At 57.7% G+C, this 21,481-nt stretch carries 18 protein-coding genes; 8 read left to right on the top strand and 10 right to left on the bottom strand.

Going from position 1 to position 21,481, the window contains the following annotated elements:
* Nucleotides 1-170: 170 nt before the first annotated feature.
* The 3 genes from HEP82_RS00585 to HEP82_RS00575 all read left to right on the top strand — a co-directional run bounded on the left by HEP82_RS00585 (nt 171) and on the right by HEP82_RS00575 (nt 3,985).
* Nucleotides 171-1,370: an ROK family transcriptional regulator gene (locus tag HEP82_RS00585; RefSeq protein ID WP_192456311.1), complete on the top strand. Its 1,200-nt coding sequence runs from the start codon at nt 171-173 to the stop codon at nt 1,368-1,370.
* 350 nt (nt 1,371-1,720) lie between these two features.
* The gene (locus tag HEP82_RS00580) at nt 1,721-2,815 is read left to right on the top strand and encodes an ABC transporter ATP-binding protein (protein WP_192456310.1); all 1,095 of its coding nucleotides are present in this window, start codon (nt 1,721-1,723) and stop codon (nt 2,813-2,815) included.
* A gap of 168 nt (nt 2,816-2,983) precedes the next feature.
* Nucleotides 2,984-3,985, top strand: coding sequence for a hypothetical protein (locus HEP82_RS00575; protein ID WP_192456309.1), 1,002 nt, complete (start codon nt 2,984-2,986; stop codon nt 3,983-3,985).
* A 190-nt stretch (nt 3,986-4,175) separates the two neighbouring features.
* Here HEP82_RS00575 and glyS read toward each other — a convergent pair whose 3' ends face one another.
* The 3 genes from glyS to HEP82_RS00560 form a co-directional block, all read right to left on the bottom strand.
* Nucleotides 4,176-6,245, bottom strand: coding sequence for a glycine--tRNA ligase subunit beta (gene glyS / locus HEP82_RS00570; RefSeq protein ID WP_192456308.1), 2,070 nt, complete (start codon nt 6,243-6,245; stop codon nt 4,176-4,178).
* A 9-nt stretch (nt 6,246-6,254) separates the two neighbouring features.
* A complete protein-coding gene (gene glyQ / locus HEP82_RS00565) occupies nt 6,255-7,169 on the bottom strand; it encodes a glycine--tRNA ligase subunit alpha (protein ID WP_192456307.1) in 915 nt (304 codons plus the stop codon).
* A gap of 146 nt (nt 7,170-7,315) precedes the next feature.
* On the bottom strand, nt 7,316-8,122 hold the full coding sequence (locus HEP82_RS00560) for a sulfite exporter TauE/SafE family protein (protein ID WP_192456306.1): 807 nt from the start codon (nt 8,120-8,122) through the stop codon (nt 7,316-7,318).
* A 205-nt stretch (nt 8,123-8,327) separates the two neighbouring features.
* Between HEP82_RS00560 and HEP82_RS00555 the strand changes: the two genes are divergently transcribed.
* Nucleotides 8,328-8,888: a DNA-3-methyladenine glycosylase I gene (locus HEP82_RS00555; RefSeq protein WP_192456599.1), complete on the top strand. Its 561-nt coding sequence runs from the start codon at nt 8,328-8,330 to the stop codon at nt 8,886-8,888.
* Entirely contained in the window at nt 8,885-9,334 is a 450-nt protein-coding gene (locus HEP82_RS00550) for an N-acetyltransferase (RefSeq protein WP_192456598.1), read from the top strand. The genes HEP82_RS00555 and HEP82_RS00550 overlap by 4 nt, the downstream gene beginning before the upstream one ends.
* A gap of 59 nt (nt 9,335-9,393) precedes the next feature.
* On the opposite strand, the gene HEP82_RS00545 is transcribed toward HEP82_RS00550, so the two are convergent.
* Entirely contained in the window at nt 9,394-9,642 is a 249-nt protein-coding gene (locus tag HEP82_RS00545; RefSeq protein WP_192456305.1) for a YdgH/BhsA/McbA-like domain containing protein, read from the bottom strand.
* Between the two features lie 239 nt (nt 9,643-9,881).
* Between HEP82_RS00545 and ghrB the strand changes: the two genes are divergently transcribed.
* Nucleotides 9,882-10,847 (top strand): glyoxylate/hydroxypyruvate reductase GhrB, encoded by a 966-nt coding sequence (gene ghrB, locus HEP82_RS00540; RefSeq protein ID WP_192456304.1) that lies wholly within the window; start codon nt 9,882-9,884, stop codon nt 10,845-10,847.
* Between the two features lie 107 nt (nt 10,848-10,954).
* Here the strand turns inward: ghrB and HEP82_RS00535 are convergent, their stop codons facing one another.
* Nucleotides 10,955-12,163 (bottom strand): aldose 1-epimerase family protein, encoded by a 1,209-nt coding sequence (locus HEP82_RS00535; RefSeq protein ID WP_192456303.1) that lies wholly within the window; start codon nt 12,161-12,163, stop codon nt 10,955-10,957.
* Between the two features lie 394 nt (nt 12,164-12,557).
* On the opposite strand from HEP82_RS00535, the gene HEP82_RS00530 reads away from it, so the two are divergent.
* The gene (locus tag HEP82_RS00530) at nt 12,558-13,811 is read left to right on the top strand and encodes a valine--pyruvate transaminase (RefSeq protein WP_192456302.1); all 1,254 of its coding nucleotides are present in this window, start codon (nt 12,558-12,560) and stop codon (nt 13,809-13,811) included.
* A 111-nt stretch (nt 13,812-13,922) separates the two neighbouring features.
* On the opposite strand, the gene HEP82_RS00525 is transcribed toward HEP82_RS00530, so the two are convergent.
* On the bottom strand, nt 13,923-14,975 hold the full coding sequence (locus HEP82_RS00525; RefSeq protein WP_192456301.1) for a 2,3-butanediol dehydrogenase: 1,053 nt from the start codon (nt 14,973-14,975) through the stop codon (nt 13,923-13,925).
* Nucleotides 14,976-15,295: 320 nt separating this feature from the next.
* On the opposite strand from HEP82_RS00525, the gene HEP82_RS00520 reads away from it, so the two are divergent.
* Complete coding sequence (locus HEP82_RS00520; RefSeq protein WP_192456300.1) at nt 15,296-15,613, top strand: NIPSNAP family protein; 318 nt, start codon at nt 15,296-15,298, stop codon at nt 15,611-15,613.
* A gap of 181 nt (nt 15,614-15,794) precedes the next feature.
* Here HEP82_RS00520 and HEP82_RS00515 read toward each other — a convergent pair whose 3' ends face one another.
* From HEP82_RS00515 to HEP82_RS00500, 4 genes are all read right to left on the bottom strand, one after another.
* Nucleotides 15,795-17,081 carry a Zn-dependent hydrolase gene (locus tag HEP82_RS00515; RefSeq protein WP_192456299.1) on the bottom strand — a complete coding sequence of 429 codons (1,287 nt, stop codon included), beginning with the start codon at nt 17,079-17,081 and terminating at the stop codon, nt 15,795-15,797.
* 81 nt (nt 17,082-17,162) lie between these two features.
* Nucleotides 17,163-18,611: a dihydropyrimidinase gene (gene hydA / locus HEP82_RS00510; RefSeq protein WP_192456298.1), complete on the bottom strand. Its 1,449-nt coding sequence runs from the start codon at nt 18,609-18,611 to the stop codon at nt 17,163-17,165.
* Nucleotides 18,612-18,649: 38 nt separating this feature from the next.
* Nucleotides 18,650-19,963 (bottom strand): NAD-dependent dihydropyrimidine dehydrogenase subunit PreA, encoded by a 1,314-nt coding sequence (gene preA, locus HEP82_RS00505; RefSeq protein ID WP_192456297.1) that lies wholly within the window; start codon nt 19,961-19,963, stop codon nt 18,650-18,652.
* Nucleotides 19,956-21,374: an NAD(P)-dependent oxidoreductase gene (locus HEP82_RS00500; RefSeq protein ID WP_192456296.1), complete on the bottom strand. Its 1,419-nt coding sequence runs from the start codon at nt 21,372-21,374 to the stop codon at nt 19,956-19,958. The genes preA and HEP82_RS00500 overlap by 8 nt, the downstream gene beginning before the upstream one ends.
* Nucleotides 21,375-21,481 lie beyond the last annotated feature (107 nt).

Raw genomic sequence — 21,481 nt, 5'->3', positions numbered from 1 at the left:
CCTTTCCGATCGGAACCGTCAATATGAACCCTGAGTCAAATAATAATTTTCTCTGGAAAGTGAACAGAAACGAGAGCGGGGTAACACTTTTATTGCATAATATGCAGGCATTTCTGGCGATCAGACGACCTGATTCAATACCGTCCCGATACATGATTGAGAAAAAATAAGTGATTGAAATAGAAAATGATGTTCCGGTTCTACGCCAGATATCGGTTCGAGCCGTGATGGAGTACCTGCTTCACGCCGGCCCGGCATCGCGTGCGGCGATGGCAAAGGCAACGAAGCTGTCCAAGCAGACGATGTCCGAAGTCATTTTGATTCTGGAAGAACGGGGGTGGGTACGCCCTTGCGGACTGGAGTCGGGCAAGGTCGGGCGCGCCGCCATGAACTACGAGATCGCCGACGATCTGGCCTATGTGTTGGGCATGGACGTCGGTGCAACCACGATCCGGCTAAGCCTAGTCAACCTGCGCGGCGCCGAAATCGCGCATTATGAAACAGAAAATGACAGCCAAGGCGGCATCGATCTGGTCAATCGCCTGTGCCAGTTAAAAAACGACATTCTGGCCCAGCAACAGATCGATGAGAGCAAACTGCACAGCGTCAGCGTAGCGATCCCCGGCGTGATCAACCAAAAAACCGGCGCGCTGGACATGGCACCCAACCTGAAAAACATGAGCGGATTTGCGCTGCGGGACACCATGCAGCAGGCTTTCGGCTGCGAAGTGCTGATTGAAAACGACGTGAATGCCGCCGCGATCGGCGAATACTGGCGGGGCTGCGGGCAAGACGACCACTCACTGGCGTTTATTTCACTGGGTACCGGGATTGGTCTGGGCCTGATACTGGAAGGAATTCTACTGCGTGGCGCGATGGGCGCCGCCGGCGAGATCTCCTATCTGCCGCTGGGCGGCGATGCCTACGCGCCGGAAAGCCTGCGTCAAGGGACGCTAGAGTCGGTGCTGGGCGCCGCCGGTATTAGCCAGCGCTATCATTTCGCTGGCGGGGCGGCGAACACGCCGGTGCGGGACATACTGAACCGCTACGCGGACAAAGAGCCCTCCGCCATCGTGACCATCGAAGAGACGGCCCGCACCGCAGCCTTGCTGGTGCTATCGGTGTCGCTGATGTTCGACCCGGAAAGCATCATCATTGGCGGCAATATCGGTATCCGTCCGGAGCTGACCGAACGCATTCGCTATTACCTGAGTAACTGCTCTCCCCACCCCATCCTGCTGAAATCCAGCACCCTGGGTTCGCAGTCCGTACTGACGGGTGCAGTGGCTATTTCATTGAATAAATTACACAATCTTCTTTTTGGTTTACCGGATCTGTCCCGCAAGATCCCATTACCTAAAAACCTCTGAGCACCCTCTCGCGAGCGAGACCGGGGAAAGACTGGAGCACCCGTTCCCTTCACCCCGCCGCTCGCGCAGCCAGACTGACCAACAAGCATGATCCGCCAACCCACTCTGGCTTTCCGGGCGATTCAACGACCGGTGCTTCTGCCTCAGCAATAAGAAAAAAATATCATAACTCGCTAAATTATAAGTATTTTTCTACATTCTTGTTGAAGGTCACATTTTTTTAATTATTTAGTTCGACATATTGACGAACTAAATAAGGCTCCGTCATGATGTCACTCGCTAAGGTAATCGATAGCGTGATCCATCGGTTACTGCGTCTCTCAACTCTGAGCGGTGGACGGAAAGATCTGATGGCACAACTGACACTGAAAAATATCACTAAATCATTTGGTAATACGCAAATCATCAAGGGCGTCGACCTCGATGTTAAAGATGGTGAGTTTGTGGTTTTCGTCGGTCCTTCCGGCTGCGGGAAATCAACGCTGCTCAGGCTGATCGCCGGTCTTGAGGACTGTACCTCCGGCACTATCGCCATTGGCGGTTGCGATGTCACGCAGGTATCGCCGAGCGATCGCGGCATCGCGATGGTGTTCCAGTCCTACGCCCTCTACCCGCATATGACCGTAGCGCAGAACCTGTCGTTCGGCCTGGAAAATACCGCCATGTCCAAGGCCGATATCCAGACTCGGGTGCAGGAAGCCGCCAGAATGTTGCAGATAGAACCCTATCTGGCCAGAAAGCCGCGTGCGCTTTCCGGCGGTCAGCGCCAGCGCGTCGCCATCGGCCGTGCTATTGTGCGTAACCCCAGCGTTTTCCTGTTCGATGAGCCGTTATCCAATCTCGATGCCGCCCTGCGGGTGGATACCCGGTCGGAAATCATCAAACTGCACAAGCGGCTGAAAAGCACCATCGTTTACGTCACCCACGATCAGATTGAAGCAATGACGATGGCAGATCGCATCGCCATCCTTAACGGCGGCATGGTGGAGCAGTTCGATAAACCGCTGGTGCTTTTTCATCATCCCAGAAATCGTTTCGTCGCCGGTTTTATCGGCTCGCCGAAAATGAATTTCTACACCGGGGTCATTGCAGAATTGCAAGGCGATAACGCACTGATCGCAATTGAAGGATTCCCACCGCTCACTCTGACAGTCAATCCGCAGTTAGCGCAGCGCGGCATGGAAATTGAGCTGGGCATCCGGCCCAGCCACTTCCTATTACATACGGCGGATGAAAACACCCTGCCGTTCCGCGTGGACTACGCCGAGATGATCGGTACGGAAACCTATATGTACGGGCACATTGAAGGCAACAACAGCAAAACGACACTGCACCTGCCGGACAACCTCAATGTCGCCGAAGGGGACTTGCTCACACTGGCGCTGCCGGCCGAACGCCTGCACCTGTTCCGGGTCAGCGACGGCTTATCTCTGGCCGCGTATTAAGCGGCCCGCCTTGCCGGGCCCGCCCCGAATACTGTGGGACACCACTTAACATTTAATGCTATATTTCCCGGCGATTGAGGATCCTGTTTCAATTCGGTGCGGGCCATAACGATCAAAACCACCGCATCGTAACGAATCATAAAAAATTATCCTGAGGATAACGGCATTATGCGTTTGTTATTTATTTGTCCAGACTGGGCGGGGTTGGCAACACCGATCGTGGCGGAAATGAAACGGCAGGGTCACGATGTTATCCATATCGATCATCGCGATTTATCGACATTCCGCTATTTTGACTCATGCCACCGCATTATCGCTAAACTCTATAAAATATTTACCGGCAAGCACTACAAACGTCAGGCTCTCGACCATCAAATCCAGCATGGCCTGCATAATTTTTTTATCGGCCGAGAACCGTTCGACGCCATTATTATGACGGAACCCAAACTGTTTAATGAACAGCACCTGAACATACTGCGTCAGCATGGAAAAAAACTGGTCGCCACGCTGTGGGACAGCCTGAGCAAAGCGCCAGACAATGCTTTACATATCAATATTTTCGATCATGTCCTGAGCTATGACAGCCAGGATTGCGCACGCTTTCACTTCACCAAAATCAACAACTATATCGATCCATCCTGGAAAAGCACGACGCCCTATCAGGCCTGTGAATATGATGTTTTTTCCATTATGAGTTTTACATCGGAGAGATATAAACAAGCGGTTCAATTTCTCGATAAAAACCCCGAACTCAAATCCAATATTATTTTCTATATCGATAAACCGGGGAAACGAAAATATATCAAGGACGCACGGATAAAAGCGTCGGAGCAATTATTCCTGGGCGCGGAACTGGCGCACGAAATTGATAATGCCAGAGCCATTCTGGATATTGTACAGGGCCAGCAGGCAGGATTATCTTTTCGCGCTTACGAATCCATGGCTTATCAACGCAAACTGATCACCACCAATCTGCACACGGCCGATTATGATTTTTATAACCCGCACAATGTCTGCATGCTTAATCAGGATGGGTCAGTCCCATCGGATTTCATTCATACCCCTTACCGACCTGTAGCGGAAAATATTTATCATCAATACACGCTCAGTGCCTGGGTGGAGAACGTGATGCAGGAAATATCAGGCGGTACATTGCCTCCACGGCATTAAATTGACGGGCTACCTTCCTCAGCAACGGCATGGTCTGCCCCCCCTGTGAGCCCCCGGCTAATATGCGGCGTGCGGGCGCCCTTCTACCGTGCATCATCAGCACAAGCCGACGTCGACAAAGCGCGCACGCTCAAACGAAAAAGCCTCCGAAACGGAGGCTTTGATCTATGGATGGTAATATCCGAATCGCTTACTGCAACACCGAAATATCCGCCACCTTCAGGAACAGGTTGCGCAGTTCGTTGAGCAGCGTCAGGCGGTTAATACGCACCTGCTGATCCTCAGCGTTGACCATCACCTTATCGAAGAAGTTATCCACCGATTCGCGCAACTGCGCCAGCTCCACCAAGGCTTCCTGATAACGGCCTTCGGCAAACCACGGCGCCAGCTTGCTGGTCAGCGCGGTGACGTAGGTCGCCAGTTGGATTTCTTCCTTCTCTTTCAGCAACGCCGCCTGTACGCCGTCGTTCAGCGTTTCGGTGGATTTAGCCAGAATGTTGGACACGCGCTTGTTGGAGGCGGCCAGCGCCGCGGCTTGCTCCAGCGTGCGGAAATGGCTTACGGCTTTCACGCGAGCATCGAAATCCGCCGGACGAGTCGGACGGCGCGCCAGCACCGCCTGAATGGTGTCCACGCTGTGACCTTCTTCCTGATACCAGGCGCGGAAGCGGCCCAGCATGAATTCGATCACATCGTCCACCACGTTGGCGTTAGTCAACTTGTCGCCGTACAGGCGCACCGCTTCTTCGGTCAGGGTTTGCAAGTCCAACGGCAGACGTTTTTCCACGATGATGCGCAACGCGCCCAACGCGGCGCGGCGTAGCGCGAATGGGTCTTTGTCACCTTTCGGGTGCTGACCGATGCCGAAAATCCCCGCCAGCGTATCCATCTTGTCGGCGATCGCCAGCGCACAGGCCACCGGCGACGACGGCAGTTCATCGCCGGCAAAACGCGGCTGATACTGCTCGTTCAGCGCTACCGCCACGTCTTCGGCTTCGCCGTCGTGACGGGCGTAGTGCATCCCCATCACGCCTTGAGTATCGGTGAATTCAAACACCATGTTGGTCATCAGGTCGCATTTGGACAGCAGGCCCGCACGTTTGGCGTGGTTCACATCGGCATCGATCTGTTCGGCAACCCAGCCCGACAGCGCCTGAATGCGGTCGGTCTTGTCGCGCAGCGTGCCCAACTGTTGCTGGAACAGCACGGTTTCCAGACGCGGCAGATGATCTTCCAGGCGTTTTTTACGGTCGGTATTGAAGAAGAATTCGGCGTCGGCCAGACGCGGGCGCACCACCTTCTCGTTACCGGCGATAATCTGCTGCGGGTCTTTCGAGTCAATATTGGCGACAAAGATGAAATTCGGCAGCAGCTTGCCGGCATTGTCGTAAACCGGGAAGTATTTCTGATCGCCTTTCATGGTGTACACCAGCGCTTCTGCCGGCACCGCCAGGAATTTCTCTTCAAATTTCGCCGTCAGCACTACCGGCCATTCCACCAGCGAAGTGACTTCTTCCAGCAGGCTGTCGCTCAGATCGGCATTGCCGCCAATCTTGCGCGCCGCGTCTTCGGCGTCGGCTTTGATTTTGGCTTTACGCGCCTCATAATCGGCGAGCACCTTGCCGCGCTCCAGCAGAATCTGCGGATACTGGTCGGCGTTATCGATAGTGAATTCCGGCTCGCCCATAAAGCGATGGCCGCGGAGGGTACGCCCGGAGTCGATGCCCAGCACGGTGCCGGGGACCAATTCATCACCCAGCAGCAGCGTCACGGTGTGTACCGGACGCACAAACTGGGTGTCGTTATCGCCCCAGCGCATCAGTTTGGGGATCGGCAGCTTCGCCAGTGCGGTACTGACCATGCCCGGCAGCAGCGTCTGCGCCGCCTCACCTTTCACCTGCGCACGGAACAGCAGCCATTCGCCCTTGTCGGTAGTCAGACGTTCAGCCTGCTCGACGGTGATACCGCAACCACGCGCCCAACCTTCGGCCGCTTTGGTCGCTTTACCTTCAGCATCAAACGCCTGCGCGATGGCCGGGCCACGTTTTTCCACTTCCCTGTCCGGCTGAGACGCGCTCAGACCGGCGACTTTCAGCGCCAGACGGCGCGGCGCGGCGAACCAGCTCACCGACTGATAACCCAGCCCGGCGGTATCCAGCTCGGCAGTAAAATTAGCGGCAAAAGATTCCGCCAGATTGCGCAAAGCCTTCGGCGGCAGCTCTTCCGTGCCGATTTCCACCAGAAACGTCTTGTCTGTCATCGCTGCCTCTCAGCTCTCTTTTCGATTACACATCGGGAAGCCCAGCGCCTCGCGGGAGGCGTAGTAGGCTTCCGCCACCGCTTTGGTCAGGGTACGGATCCGCAGGATGTAACGCTGACGCTCGGTCACGGAAATGGCTTTGCGCGCGTCCAGCAGGTTGAAGCTATGCGCGGCTTTCAGGATGCGTTCGTAGGCTGGCAACGGCAGCGGTTTTTCCAGCGCCAGCAACTGCTGGGCTTCTTTTTCGTACTGTTCGAAGCAGGTAAACAGGAAATCCACATCGGCGTATTCGAAGTTATAGGTGGACTGCTCCACTTCGTTCTGATGGAACACGTCGCCGTAAGTGGTTTTACCCAATGGGCCGTCGCTCCACACCAGATCGTAGACGCTGTCCACGCCCTGAATGTACATCGCCAGACGTTCCAGGCCGTAAGTGATCTCGCCAGTCACCGGTTTACACTCCAGCCCGCCCACCTGCTGGAAGTAGGTGAACTGGGTCACTTCCATGCCGTTCAGCCACACTTCCCAGCCCAGGCCCCAGGCGCCCAGCGTCGGGTTTTCCCAGTTGTCTTCCACGAAGCGGATGTCGTGAATGGTCGGATCCATGCCCAACTCCTTCAGCGAACCGAGGTACAGCTCCTGAATATTGTCCGGCGACGGCTTGATGATCACCTGGAACTGGTAGTAGTGCTGCAGGCGGTTGGGGTTTTCACCGTAGCGGCCGTCGGTAGGACGGCGGGACGGTTGTACATAGGCGGCGGCAATCGGCTCCGGGCCGAGCGCGCGCAGGCAGGTCATTGGGTGGGAAGTGCCGGCGCCGACTTCCATGTCCAGCGGTTGGACGATGGTGCAGCCCTGACGCGCCCAGTAATCCTGTAACGTCAGGATCAGGCCCTGAAAGGTCTTGGTATCAAACTTTTGCATGTTGGATTCGCACGCGATACGAGTGGTTTTTACAATGAAGGCGCCAGTATACCCGCTGAATGCAAGATATACAGCCAGAATGCGGCAACAACTTTACCCACGAGTAAATTTTTGCAGCCCGTAAAACACAGGGCCGAATAGGCTATTCAGCCGGTAAATACGGTCTGCAACATTTTCAAACTCAGCAACAGCAGCAGCCCGGCAAAACACTTTTTCAGCGTGACGACCGGCAGCCGATGCGCCAGCCGTGCGCCCACCGGCGCAGTAAAAAAGCTCACCATGGAAATCAGCACTACCGCCGGCAGCGAGACATAACCCATGCTGAATGCGGGTAAACCGGTCGCCGACCAGCCATTCACCATATACCCCAACGCACCGGCCAGCGCGATCGGCAACCCGACGGCGGCGGACGTGCCGATCGCCTGCTGAATGCGCACGTTGCACCAGGTCAGGAAAGGGACGGTGAGCGAGCCGCCGCCAATCGCCACCAGCGCGGAGATACCGCCGATAACCAGCCCCGCCAGTGATAAGCCCGGCGTTCCCGGCAACTGACGGTTGGGTTTCGGCTTGATATTCAACACCATCTGCACAGCAACGTAGGCCATAAAACAGGAGAAAAAGATCGCCAGCGCGCGAGTCGGCACCTTCGTCGCCAACCAGGTGGCGGCAAACGTGCCGATCAAGATGGCGGGAGCGATGCGCCACACCACTGGCCATAGCACTGCCTGATGCTGATGGTGGGTACGCAGGCTGGAGACGGCGGTCATCACGATGGCGGCCATGGACGTCCCCAGCGCCAGATGCACCAGGTGCGACGGCGCTACGCCTTGGGCGGCGAACAACCCGGTCAGCACCGGCACCATGATGCCGCCGCCGCCGATGCCCAACAGCCCGGCCATAAAACCGACAACAGCACCCAATGCCAGATAAGCCAATATCCACTCGACGCCCATTACGCTCCCCTGTCTGCAAAAAATGAGACGACATCACATCAGCGCCATCTTCGGTTTCGTGATCTTACTGTCGGCGCGGGGTTGCATCCCGCCGGCGTTCAGGTAATCATCGCCGGGATCCGCATCTATGCACCACACGTCGGCCATCATCAATACCAACATCACCGACAAATCACAACGGGTTAACGCTTTATTGGGGGACGCGATGAAACGCTGCGGCTGGGTCACTCAGGATGCACTGTATCTGGACTACCACGACAACGAATGGGGCAAACCCTGCACCGACAGTCAGAAACTGTTCGAGTTGCTCTGTCTCGAAGGCCAGCAGGCGGGGTTGTCATGGATTACCGTACTCAAAAAACGGGAACACTACCGCCGCTGTTTTCATGATTTCGACCCGCATCGCGTTGCCGTGATGACCGACGACGATGTCGCGCGGCTGGTACAAGACAGCGGCATCATCCGACATCGAGGAAAGATCGAGGCCATCATCACCAATGCGCGAGCCTGGGTAGCGATGCAAACGCAGGGTGAAAATTTTTCCGATTTTATCTGGGCGTTTGTCGACCACACACCGCTCGTCAATCACCCGGGCTCCCTGTCTGACGTCCCGGCGAAAACCGCCCTCTCCGACGCCATGTCCAAAGCGTTGAAAAAGCGCGGCTTCAAATTTATCGGCTCCACTATCTGTTACGCCTTCATGCAGGCGGCCGGCTTGGTGAACGACCATGTGGCAGACTGTTTCTGCCGTCAGGAGTCATGGTGATCCGGGATTTTCATCCACAGGATGTGGAACAACTCATACCGCTTTGGCTGGAAAGCACCACCCGCGCACACCCGTTCATTAACCCTCGTTACTGGCAGGAAAGCGAAGAGTTGGTGCGTTATCGCTATCTTCCCCACTCTCAGACCTGGATTTATGAAGACGAACAAGGCATCGGCGGTTTTATCAGCGTCATGCGTCAACGTTTTGTCGGCGCGCTGTTCGTCCACCATCGGCTGTACGGCACGGGTGTTGCCGCCACGCTAATGCGCTACGTTCAGGATAGATTTGATGAACTGAGTCTGGAGGTGTATCAGCAAAATCATCGCGCCTGTGCGTTTTACCGCAAGCTGGGGTACTCGGTGGTACAGGAGAGTTATCAGGGTGAAACGCAGGCACAACTCTTGATTATGCACTGGAAGCGGCAGGAGCCAATCTTGCCGGGATGACGTGTCGAAAACGGGGCACGGGACGGGTCAACCCGTCCCATGTCAGTCGGTGAGAGCAATCAGTTGTAGAGCTCAGCTACACCTCGCAGGCTATCACTGCCGCTGGCGGAAATGATGCGGAAGGATTTGGCGCCGGCGGCATCGGCTTTGGCGGCCAGTTCAGCATTCAATTCACCCAGGCTGGAGGCACTGGCGGAAACAGTACCGATTTCAGCGCCCTGCGCCTGATGCACCTCAGTGGCCGCCATAGAACCGAAAGACAGGGTGGCGAGAGCGAAAATTGCAGCAATATTTTTGATCATGTTCATAGTATTAATTCCTCGTGTATTTGTTAGTCTGGAAGGCCAATAACCTTCGATGAAATCTATCCTATGCCTGTCGTCCGGCGATGAAAATCGGGTATTTTTGCGGATATCATTCGATTTATTTGAATTAATATATGGGCAATTCCACAGCCAATGATGTGCCTTAATCGCTTGCGGTTCACACCGGCCTCACCCATGATGCAGATTGTCACCTCGCCTTGAATCTGCTGGAGTTTGTACCGATGAAACCTGAAATAATCCTCTACAAAAGCATTCCTGACGATTTACGCCGCACGCTGGAACAACACTTTACCGTCGCCGTCTTCGATGGCCTGCCGCCTGTCGACCACCCGGTGTTGACGAACGCGGAAGGTCTCATCGGTGCAGGTCATACCGTCAGTCGGGAATACATAGCCCATATGCCGAAATTACGTGCGGTTTCCACCGTCTCGGTGGGTTACGACAACATTGACGTCGCCGCACTGAATGAAAAGAAAGCGCTGCTGATGCACACGCCGACCGTCCTGACCGAAACCGTGGCCGACACCGTGCTGACGCTGATGCTGATGAGCGCCCGACGAGCGCTGGAATCCGCCGAGCGGGTGAAGGCCGGCGAGTGGACGCGCAGCGTCGGCGCCGACTGGTTCGGCATCGATGTGCATCACAAAACCATCGGCATTCTGGGCATGGGGCGTATCGGGCTGGCGGTGGCGCAACGCACGCACTGTGGCTTCGGCATGAGCGTGCTCTACAACGCCCGCCGTCATCATGATGAGGCGGAAACCCGTTTCAACGCCCGCTACTGCGATCTCGATACCCTGCTGGCCGAGTCGGATTTTCTGTGCATCACCCTGCCGTTGACGCCGGAAACCCGTCATCTGATCGGCCAGGCGCAACTGGCGAAGATGAAGCCCGGCGCCATTCTGATCAATATCGGGCGCGGCCCGGTTGTAGACGAACAGGCGCTGATTGACGCCCTGACTAACGGCACCCTCTACGCCGCCGGTCTGGATGTGTTCGAACAAGAACCGCTGCCGGTCGATTCGCCGCTGCTGAAACTGCCGAACGTGGTGGCGCTGCCGCACATCGGCTCCGCCACCGTCGAAACCCGCTACAATATGGCGGCCTGCGCGGTGGACAACCTGATCGCCGCGCTCAGCGGCAATGTCAAAGAAAACTGCGTCAACCCGGATGTGCTGACGCAGTAACCCATCGCGCTCGTCAGAGCGGGCTCCCCGCCAACGAAAACGCCGCCTTTCCGGTACAGGGAAAGGCGGCGCACGTTGCGATCATCCACGTTGAGAAACGCGCGTAATCACTCCACCGCAATCGGTTTTTCAGTCAGCGTGATGGGGCGATCGCCCTGAATCGCCTTCACTTTCTGCTCGGTTTGCTGAACGGCGGCCGGGCTGCTCAACAGACTGTAGGTCAGCTCAAATGTGGTGCTCTGGCCCGGTTGCAACGTCTTCACCCGCCCCTGCTGGCGCTCAATAGTGACCGGATAAGCGTAACTGGTGCCGGGTTCAATACCGGTAACGTAGCCCTGCTTCTGGGTATCGGTATTCTTCCACAGCGTCAGCAGCGGCAATTGGCGGGTATCAAACGCGATCGACACGCCTTTGTCTCCCGCCCGGTTGAACAACGCCGCCAGTGTCTTGCCGTCTTTATCGGCATACGGCGTCAGGTTAAACACCATCTCATCAAAGCCTTTGGTGGGCCCCTGATAGGTCTGCCAGTCTTTCAGGCCCGCTTTGGCGTAATCGTTAAACGGCGAGATCTCTTTTACCGGCGCGATGAAACGCGCACCCGCTTCCAGAACCGGCGTGCCGAAGTTGCTGTGATAGATAATCTGGTAATCACGCGGGTAGTCGGCTTTGTTGGTCAATACATCATGGATGGTGAAGGATTCGCTGCCCGGCACGTAGCGCAGTTCAGTCCAGGTTTCCAGATTGGATTTCTTGAAGCTATTTTCTTTGAGTAAACCGCGCACCGTGATGGTGTGCGGCGCTTTGTCGCTCACATCGACAATCACTCTTGACGCCGGCGTATTCCCGGCGCGGCCATGCAGCGTGTAAATCATACCGTCGCTGGTAACGGGGTGCCCGGTCCATTCGTAACCACAGCGCACCATCATTTCGTTAAAGCCTTCCAGCCAACCCAGGCCGTTGCGGCTTTCCAGCCGAATGGTATTGGGGTTGACCACTTCATCCACCGGTGAATCCCAGCCCAGCCGAATATTTTTGCCGGTCACATGCAGCAAATCCATACCGCGGCTCGGGCTGAGCGCAATTTGCAACCCGTTCGGGCTGGTGATGGTAATCACTTTGCTGCCTTCCTGACGGCCGCCGTGCAGTACCTTTTGCTCAATGCTGAAGTGCTGATCCTTAATCTTTAGCGCGTCGCTGGTCACTTGCCAGTTGCCTTTCTCGGTGCTGCTTTCTACGTCCGTCAGCACAAAGGTTTGTGCGGAAAGTTGCCAGGAAACCAGAGCCAGAGAAATACCCATTGCCAGTGCTTTTTTCATCCCTTGCGTCCTCTTTAGCTGAATTGATTAAGCTTTCGAAGGCAGAGACTACGAATCCAACGTTAGAGAGAATGTGACCCGTCTCACCAGACAACAGGAATGCGCAGTTTTCATGCTGAATTTGCCGGTTGAGTCACAGGAAACATAAAAAATATTGACGTTTTATCAGCAAAAATGGGCAATCGATCGGTATAGAGCTGACAAACTTCAGCAACAGTGCAGCCGCGGTAGTGTTAACGCGCTACAAAGCTGAATACCTTTCAGCTCATGCTGCGCCACCGTGCCATTCGGCATCGGCCGTAAAAAATCGACCGTCCCGGCAGTTCCGATTGCGCCGTATTCGGGCCCGCGTTAAGGTTGCGCCTTACCTGCGATCGACGATGACTCACAACATATGAATTTCTCCCGTTTCGGCAACAAATTTACCCGCCATTCCGGCATCACCCAGCTGATGGCGGATCTGAACGACGGCCTGCGCACACCCGGCGCCATTATGCTGGGCGGCGGCAACCCGGCCCATATTCCAGAGATGGATGCGTATTTTCAGCAACTGTGCAGCAATCTGCTGGCGGAAGGAAAATTGACGGAAGCGCTGTGCAATTACGACGGCCCACAAGGTAAAGATGCGCTGTTATCCGCGTTGGCGGACATGCTGCGTCAGCAGCAGGGGTGGGATATCGGCCCGCAGAACATCGCGCTGACCAACGGCAGCCAGAGCGCTTTTTTCTATCTGTGCAACCTGTTCGCCGGGCGTACCGATGACGGCAAACTGCGCCGGGTGTTGTTCCCGTTGGCGCCGGAGTATATCGGTTACGCCGACTCCGGGGTGGATGAAGACATGTTCGTCTCGCTGCGCCCACAGATTGAGCTGCTGCCGGAGGGACAATTCAAATACCACGTTGATTTTGAACAGCTGAACATTACCGATGACATCGGCATGATCTGTGTCTCGCGCCCCACCAATCCCACCGGCAACGTGCTGACCGACGACGAAGTGCAACATCTGGATGCGCTGGCGCGCCAGCACCAGATCCCGCTGGTGATCGACAACGCCTACGGCGTGCCGTTCCCCGGTATTATCTTCAGCGACGCCACGCCGTTGTGGAACCCCAACATCATTCTGTGCATGAGCCTGTCCAAACTGGGGTTGCCCGGCTCACGCTGCGGCATTGTGATTGCCGCGGAACCGGTGATCGCCGCGCTCGGCAACATGAACGGCATCATCAGCCTGGCGCCCGGCTCTATCGGCCCGGCCATTGCCCTTGAGATGATCCGTCGCGGCGATCTGCTACGCTTGTCGGAACAGGTGGTGCGCCCGTTCTACCGCCAGCGTGTCGAACAGACTATCGCCATCATCCGCCGTTATCTGTCACCGGAACGCTGCCTGATCCATAAACCCGAAGGCGCCATTTTCCTGTGGTTGTGGCTGCGCGATTTGCCGATCACCACCGAAGAGCTGTACCAGCGATTGAAAAAACGCGGCGTACTGATGGTGCCCGGCCATTACTTTTTCCCCGGCCTGGCGCAGGAATGGGAACATGCCCACCAGTGCCTGCGCATGAACTATGTGCCGGAACCGGAAAAAATCGAACGGGGCGTCGCCATTCTGGCGGAAGAAATCGAGCGGGCGCGGCAGGAAAAACGCTGACGACGCAACCGACGCCGCCAGACAGTGGCGAACGCCGGATAAACGCAGCCCCTCATGACGAGGGGCTGGCAACACCTAGAGAACAAGGCCGGATAACGGCGTGCCTCTACCTCACTTCTCGGGGGAGACCAGAATCTTCACCTGAGACTTATCGGCAATCAACGTGTTGAACCCTTGCTCAATCACATCGTCGAGCGCTATCTGGCGCGTCACGAAGTCTTTCGGTTTGAAATAACCTTTCTCCATCAGCGCCAGCGTCGCCGGGAACACATTGCGATAGCCGATAATCCCCGTCACATGCCGTTCTTTAAACAGTATCTGGTTGGGGTAAATCGGCGCCGCCTTTTCCCACACGCTAACGATCATGGTTTCGCCCTGAATACGCACGCAGTCGATACTCTGCTGCAATACCGGCGCCACGCCGGTCACTTCATAGGCCACATCGACGCCACCGTCGGTACGCGCCACAATCTCCTGTACCGCATCCGTCGCGGAAGGGTCGATAACGATGGCACCCAACGAGGCCGCCTTTTCCCGGCGCTGCGGCGACAGCTCGACGACATAGATCTCCTGGGCGCCGGCAGCCCTGAGCGCTTCGACAACCAGCAATCCGATCGGCCCGGCCCCGAACACAGCAGCCTTATCGCCCATCTGGAAACGGCTTTCCCGCACCGCATGTACCGCGACCGCCGCAGGCTCGGTGAGAGCGCCCTGTTCGTAGCTCACCGAATCAGGCAGACGATGAATGATGGATGCCGGCACCGATGCATACTCGGAAAAACCGCCGCCCATCCCGGCCAGGCCGTAAAAGCCCATTTTGTCGCACAGATTGTAAAGCCCCTGACGGCTGGCTTTGGAGTTGGGATCGAACAGAATCGGCTCGACCGTCACCCGATCCCCGACGTGATAATCGCTGACACCGGCGCCGACTTCCACGATTTCGCCGCAGAACTCATGGCCCAGCGTCACGGGCGCTTTTTCACCGGTCAGCGGATGGGGTTGTTCGACCGGGATAAAAATCGGCCCGGCAAGGTATTCGTGCAGATCGGTGCCGCAAATACCGCACCATTTCACCTTGATTTTGACCCGTCCCGGCCCCGCCTGAGCTTCTGCAACGTCATCGATACGGATGTCTTTCTGACCGTGCCATCTTAACGCTTTCATAACACCTCGCTTTCAGTTACCTGATGTTGTTCCTTGAGTTTTCTTGCCGGCGGCCAACCCTGCCGACAAACAGCGTGAGATCAAATAATATGCAAGCCCGCCTGGCGGCAAACCCCGACGCACATCACTTTTCACCCAAAAACATCGCATTCCATTGACATTATGGATACATATTGAAAACCATCCGCCTAAAACCGCATCCCGCTGTCGCAATACGTGCGTTTTTTAGCGCCATAGTCGACGAGGAGCTCAAATCGCTTCATCGACGCATCCTGTCGCCTGAATAATCAGATCCCATCACCCATCATGGAGGCACGACCATGCGCGTATTCCAACTGCGAACTTACACCCTGAAAACACCGGAAGCCGCCGCGCAATATGCGGAAATCTGGTATGCCCATATCACGAGCCTGAAAGCGTTTCACATCCAGACGCACGGTGTGTTTCAACCGCTGGCGCATGAACGTCAGGTTATTGCGCTTGTCAGCTATCCGGAAAATGCGGATGTGTCGGCGCTGAGCGCCGCTTATATGTCCAGCGATGCGTTTCGCGCCGACATGGCCGGGTTTGATATCGCAATGATTGAAAGGGTAGAAGAGACGCTGCTAGGCGCGCTGCCCGCCTCGCCGTTACAGTAACGAAGCACCGGCCCCATCGACGCCGCCGCTTTGGACACAGGCAAACCGCGTACAGATAACCTGGCGGGCCGGGTCATGTCCCGCGCCAACCGGTTTAAGCATGGCAACTAAACCGACGCCGTCCCCGGCAAGCAGGAACGGCGTCGTTGGTTTTGACGATCCACATTCAGAGGGGCCGGGCTCAGCGCCGCCCCGCCACACCCGCTTTTTCCAGCATCGCATGCAACAACACATTGGCACCCGCCGTCACATGCTCCGGCGCCGCGTACTCAATCTCGTTGTGGCTGATGCCGTCTTTGCAAGGGATGAAAATCATACCGGTGGGCGCCAGCATGCTCATATACACCGCGTCGTGCCCCGCGCCGGACACGATATCCCGGTGGGAATACCCCAGGCGCTGCGCCGCATTGCGCACCGCGTCCTTACACTCCGGATGGAACGGCGCCGCCGGGTAGTGCGACACTTGCGTCAATTCGATGCCAAGGCCGGTCTCCTGCGCCAGTTGGCGGATAAAAGCTTTGAGCGCGGCGTCCATTTCATCGACCAACGCATCGTTGATATTGCGAAAATCGACGGAGAATTTCACGCTGCCTGGCACCACGTTGCGGCTGTTGGGGTGCACTTGCACCATCCCCACCGTCCCGCGGCCATGCGGTGCAAAGCGCCCGGCGATCGCCACCACTTCCTGCATGATGCGGGTGGACACCTGCAACGCATCCTTACGCAGCGCCATCGGCGTCGGGCCGGCGTGCGATTCCTGCCCCGTCACCACGCAGTCATACCAGCGGATGCCCAGCACCGCCTGTACGACGCCGATCGTGACATCTTCATCCTCCAGGATCGGCCCTTGCTCGATATGCGCTTCAAAATAGGCGCCGATCGCGCGATCGCCCGGCATTTGCGGCCCGGCATAGCCGATCTTCGTCAGTTCATCCTTTACCGTCTTGCCGTCGATATCCACCGCGGCGTAGGCGTGCTCCAGCGAGAAAACGCCGGCGAACACCCCGGAACCCATCATCACCGGCACAAAACGCGAGCCTTCTTCATTGGTCCAGAACACCATTTCCACCGGCGCTTCGGTTTCAATACCGCTATCGTTGAGGGTACGGATCACCTCCAGCGCCGCCAACACGCCAAAATTACCGTCGAACTTGCCGCCGGTGGGCTGGGTGTCAATATGGCTGCCGGCGACAATCGGCGGCAGCGCGTTATTGCGCCCCGGACGGCGCATAAACACATTGCCGATCTGATCGACGTCCACCGATAGCCCAGCGGCTTTGCCCCATCCCACCACCAGATCGCGCCCTTGCCGATCCAAGTCGGTCAACGTCAGCCGGCACACGCCGCCCTTCGGCGTAGCGCCAATGACCGCCAAATCCATCAGCGACTGCCACAGCCGGTCGCCATCCACTCGTAGGTCGGTCGTATCGATGCCGCACTGGGCGGCGGTCAGTACATCGCTCGTCATTGCTCTTTCCTCACCGTGAAATCAAACCCTGTCTGAACGATGGCGGCCCCGCCCGCAACCGGACGGAGACGGCCTCTCGCGTTAGCGCGTCACCGCCTGCGGCGCCCGCTGACGTTCCCACTGCGCCGCTGCGCTGAAATCCGGCCCAAATGCCGGGCGTTTGATATAGCGTCCCGCCCCTTCGCGGGCGCGCAGATCGCCGTTGGCGTACACCACCACGCCCTGACTGACGGTAAAAGCCGGAATACCCTTGACGGTACGGCCTTCAAACGCATTGAAATCATTACGAGAATGATGGGTTTTGGCCGACAGCGTCTTACTGCCCGCCGGGTCCCATAACGCCAGATCCGCATCGGCGCCAACGGATACGCTGCCTTTACGCGGATAGATATTGAACAACCGCGCGGTATTGGCGGAAGTGATAGCGACAAACTCACTCGGCGTCAGACGACCGCTATTGACGCCCGCATCCCAGATCACCGCCATGCGTTCTTCGACGCCGCCGCAGCCGTTGGGAATTTTGGTGAAATTATCCAGGCCGGCGGCTTTCTGGCTGGCGCAAAACGTACAGTGATCGGTCGCGGTGGTGTGCAACTGCCCGGACTGCAACCCGTGCCACAGCGCGTCCTGATGCGCTTTCGGCCGGAACGGCGGGCTCATGACATAGGCGGCGGCGCGGGCAGCGTCCGCATCGCGGTAAACGCTGTCGTCGATCACCAGATGCCCCGCCAACACTTCGCCGTACACTCGCTGTCCTCGAGCCCGAGCGCGGGCTATCGCCTCCGCCGACTCGATACAGGACACATGCACCACGTAGATCGGTACCCCCATGATGCTGGCGATGGTGATGGCGCGGTTGGCCGCCTCGCCCTCCACCTCCGGCGGACGCGACAGCGGGTGCCCTTCCGGCCCGGTAATCCCCTGTTTGAGCAATTCCTGTTGCAGCAGATAGACCATCTCGCCGTTTTCGGCGTGCACCGTCGGCATCGCGCCCAGCTCCAACGAGCGGCGAAAACTGTTCATCAGCGTTTCGTCGTCGCACATGATGGCGTTTTTGTACGCCATAAAATGTTTGAAGCTGTTGACCCCTTCTTCCCGCACCAATGTGCCCATGTCGCGACGTACACTGTCATCCCACCAGGTGATGGCAACGTGGAAGCTGTAATCCGAGGCCGCCTTTTCCGCCCAGCCGCGCCAGGTGTGATACGCCTCCATCAGCGGCTGCTGCGGATTGGGAATAACAAAATCGATGATGGTGGTGGTACCGCCCGCCAGCGCCGCAGCGGTGCCGCTGTAGAAATCATCCACCGTGGTGGTGCCCATAAACGGAAAATTCATATGGGTGTGCGGGTCGATGCCGCCCGGCATCACGTACAACCCGCCGGCGTCCACCACCTCCGCGCCGACGATGTCCGATGCCGGGATATCGCCCACCGCCGCAATCACGTCGTCGACGCACAGAACATCGGCGCGGAACTGACGATCGGCATTCACCACGGTGCCGCCCTTAATCAACAATTTGCTCATCATTGCTCCTCATTGCAGAGAGTGCTGACCACACGCGGTGCTCAAGCCGCGCCTGCCGTGGTTGCCATGGGGTTATTCGGGTGGGTAGTCCAATTGGCGTAGTCGGCGCTCACCGTCTTGCCGGTACGCAGATCCACCTCGCCGGGTTGTAGGCTGCGCATCGAGATGCAGTTTTCCACCGGGCAGATGGAGACGCACAGGTTGCAGCCGACGCAATCCTCTTCTTTCACTTCAAAATGACGCTCGCCGTTTTTCTGGCGGGTGATCGCCTGATGGGAGGTGTCTTCACAGGCCAAATGGCAACGCCCACACTTGATACACAGCGACTGGTCGATCACCGCCTTGTCGATATGGTTCAGATTGAGGTAACGCCAGTCGGTGACGCTACTGACCGCGCGACCGCGAAACGCCTCGATGGAACGGTAGCCGTGTTCGTCCATAAAGTTGGACAGCCCGCTAATCATGTCGCGCACAATCGGGAAACCCTGCACCATCACCGCGGTGCACACCTGCACCGTGCCGCAACCCAGCGCGATGAACTCCGCCGCGTCGCGCCAGGTGGAAATGCCGCCGATACCGGAAATCGGCAGGCCGAACGTTTCCGGGTCACGGGCGATTTCCGACACCATATTGAGCGCTATCGGCTTCACCGCCGGGCCGCAGTAACCGCCGTGGGAGCCTTTGCCGCCGGTGTGCGGCGTCATCAGCATCTGGTCAAGGTCAACCCCCATCACCGAGTTGATGGTGTTAATCAGCGATACCGCGTCCGCGCCGCCGCGTTTCGCCGCCCGCGCCGGATAACGGATGTCGGTGATGTTCGGCGTCAGCTTAACGATCACCGGCAGGCGGCAATACTGCTTGCACCAGCGGGTCACTCTCTCGATGTATTCCGGCACCTGCCCCACCGCCGCCCCCATGCCGCGCTCGCTCATACCGTGCGGGCAGCCGAAATTCAGCTCAATGCCGTCGGCGCCGGTCTCTTCCACCAGCGGCAGGATGGCTTTCCACGCCTCCTCCTCGCAGGGCACCATGATCGACACAATCATGGCGCGATCCGGCCAGTTGCGTTTAACGCGGGCGATTTCTTCCAGATTGACGTGCAACGGCCGGTCGGTAATCAACTCGATGTTATTGAGCCCCAATACCCGGCGGTCGGCCCCCAAAAGCGTGCTGTAGCGCGGGCCGCTGACGTTGACCACATGCGGATCCAGCCCCAGCGTTTTCCACACCACACCGCCCCAGCCCGCCTCAAACGCCCGCACCACGTTATATTCCTTGTCCGTCGGCGGCGCGGACGCCAGCCAGAACGGGTTAGGGCTCTTAATACCCAGAAATTCGGTGCTCAAATCAGCCATGGGAACGCTCCTGGCGAGTCAGTGAAGAGGTATCGTTAGCCGCCACCAGACCGGTGACTTTCAACGCCAGTTCGATGGATTTGGCGGCCAGCTTGCCCTGACGCACCGCATCCACGGTCAAATCCAGCCCGTCGGCGCAGCAATCACCGCCCGCCCAGACGCCGGGCAGCGAGGTGCGGCCCTGTTCATCCACCGCAATACGCCCACCCTTCAACACCAGCGCCGCGCCAGCCGGTTGCGGCTCGTAGCATTGGCCGATCGCTTTCAGCACCATGTCGGCAGGCAGCGTGAAGGTTTCCCCGCTGGCCGTCAGCGCGCCATCCTGCGGTTGCATCACCTGGAAAGTCACGCCTGTCACCTTGCCGTCTGCGCCCTGCAGCGCTTGCGGCGCCGCCCAATGCCGGATGACCACACCGTTCTGTTTCGCCCACAGCTGTTCATGCGCTGAGGCTTTCATCGCCGCCTCGCCACGGCGATAGACCATCGTGACCTCACGCGCGCCCAGTTTTTTCGCCTGCACCGCCGCATCCACCGCCGTCATACCACCGCCGATCACCACCACCTGGCGACCGACCGCCACCTGGCTCAGATCCTCGGCCTGCCGCAACTCGGCGATAAAATCCACCGCTTCGCGCACACCGGCCAGCGGCGGTTCGTCAATCCCCAGCGCATTAACGCCAGCAAGACCCATACCAAGAAACACCGCGTCATACTCTTCCCGCAGCGCATCCAGCGTAAAATCCCGCCCTAACTGCTGGCCAAGGCGCAGCGCAATGCCGCCGACCGACAACAACCAGGCGATCTCTTTCTGGGCGAAATCCTCGGTGGTTTTGTATGCCGCCAGTCCATATTCATTGAGGCCGCCGGGTTTGGGCCGGGCGTCGAACACCACTACGTGGTGGCCGCACACCGCCAACCGGTGCGCGACCGTCAACCCGGCCGGGCCTGCGCCGACGACCGCAATGGTTTTTCCGCTGTCCGGCGCCCGCACAAACAACGGTTTACCGGGGTTAGCCAGATAGCGATCGGTCGCGTGGCGTTGCAGCAATCCTATTTTTACCGGGTTGCCGTCCTGCACGTTACGCACACAGACCTGTTCACACAGGGTTTCCGTCGGGCACACGCGGGAACACATCCCGCCCAGCACATTAGCCTGCAAAATCACCTCCGCCGCGCCACGCGCATTGTCCTGTGCGATACGGTGAATAAAGCTCGGTACATCGATATCCGCCGGGCAGGCACGGGTGCAGGGGGCGTCGAAACAGTAGTAGCAGCGTTCCGCCTCGATCACCGCCTGCATTGCTGTCAGCGGCGGGCAGCTGTCGCTGAAATTACCGGCGTAATCCGCCGGGTCGAGACGAGCGGAGAGAATACCCGGCGCATTCATGCCGGTAGAGAGGGGGGTTGTCATCGCGCCACCTCCACAAGAAAAGAAACATCGGGATAACGGCGGCCCGCGCACGCCATCTGCCGGGGAATATCGCCAATACTGCGTTGCTGTAGAATGCTCATGGTGCT

This window comes from Musicola keenii (assembly GCF_014855505.1).
GTDB classification, from domain to species: domain Bacteria; phylum Pseudomonadota; class Gammaproteobacteria; order Enterobacterales; family Enterobacteriaceae; genus Musicola; species Musicola paradisiaca.
The sequence above is the reverse complement of the archived record's forward strand: the minus strand, read 5'-3'. Positions and strand labels throughout refer to the sequence as shown.

Excerpts from the sequence above, each read along its gene's own strand:
- HEP82_RS00525 (WP_192456301.1), bottom strand. The coding sequence starts at position 14,975 with ATGAAAGCGTTAAGATGGCACGGTCAGAAAGACATCCGTATCGATGAC.
- preA (WP_192456297.1), bottom strand. The coding sequence starts at position 19,963 with ATGGCTGATTTGAGCACCGAATTTCTGGGTATTAAGAGCCCTAACCCG.
- hydA (WP_192456298.1), bottom strand. The coding sequence starts at position 18,611 with ATGATGAGCAAATTGTTGATTAAGGGCGGCACCGTGGTGAATGCCGAT.
- ghrB (WP_192456304.1), top strand. The coding sequence starts at position 9,882 with ATGAAACCTGAAATAATCCTCTACAAAAGCATTCCTGACGATTTACGC.
- HEP82_RS00560 (WP_192456306.1), bottom strand. The coding sequence starts at position 8,122 with ATGGGCGTCGAGTGGATATTGGCTTATCTGGCATTGGGTGCTGTTGTC.
- HEP82_RS00500 (WP_192456296.1), bottom strand. The coding sequence starts at position 21,374 with ATGACAACCCCCCTCTCTACCGGCATGAATGCGCCGGGTATTCTCTCC.
- glyS (WP_192456308.1), bottom strand. The coding sequence starts at position 6,245 with ATGACAGACAAGACGTTTCTGGTGGAAATCGGCACGGAAGAGCTGCCG.
- HEP82_RS00530 (WP_192456302.1), top strand. The coding sequence starts at position 12,558 with ATGAATTTCTCCCGTTTCGGCAACAAATTTACCCGCCATTCCGGCATC.
- HEP82_RS00575 (WP_192456309.1), top strand. The coding sequence starts at position 2,984 with ATGCGTTTGTTATTTATTTGTCCAGACTGGGCGGGGTTGGCAACACCG.
- HEP82_RS00580 (WP_192456310.1), top strand. The coding sequence starts at position 1,721 with ATGGCACAACTGACACTGAAAAATATCACTAAATCATTTGGTAATACG.
- glyQ (WP_192456307.1), bottom strand. The coding sequence starts at position 7,169 with ATGCAAAAGTTTGATACCAAGACCTTTCAGGGCCTGATCCTGACGTTA.
- HEP82_RS00520 (WP_192456300.1), top strand. The coding sequence starts at position 15,296 with ATGCGCGTATTCCAACTGCGAACTTACACCCTGAAAACACCGGAAGCC.
- HEP82_RS00545 (WP_192456305.1), bottom strand. The coding sequence starts at position 9,642 with ATGAACATGATCAAAAATATTGCTGCAATTTTCGCTCTCGCCACCCTG.
- HEP82_RS00535 (WP_192456303.1), bottom strand. The coding sequence starts at position 12,163 with ATGAAAAAAGCACTGGCAATGGGTATTTCTCTGGCTCTGGTTTCCTGG.
- HEP82_RS00515 (WP_192456299.1), bottom strand. The coding sequence starts at position 17,081 with ATGACGAGCGATGTACTGACCGCCGCCCAGTGCGGCATCGATACGACC.
- HEP82_RS00555 (WP_192456599.1), top strand. The coding sequence starts at position 8,328 with ATGAAACGCTGCGGCTGGGTCACTCAGGATGCACTGTATCTGGACTAC.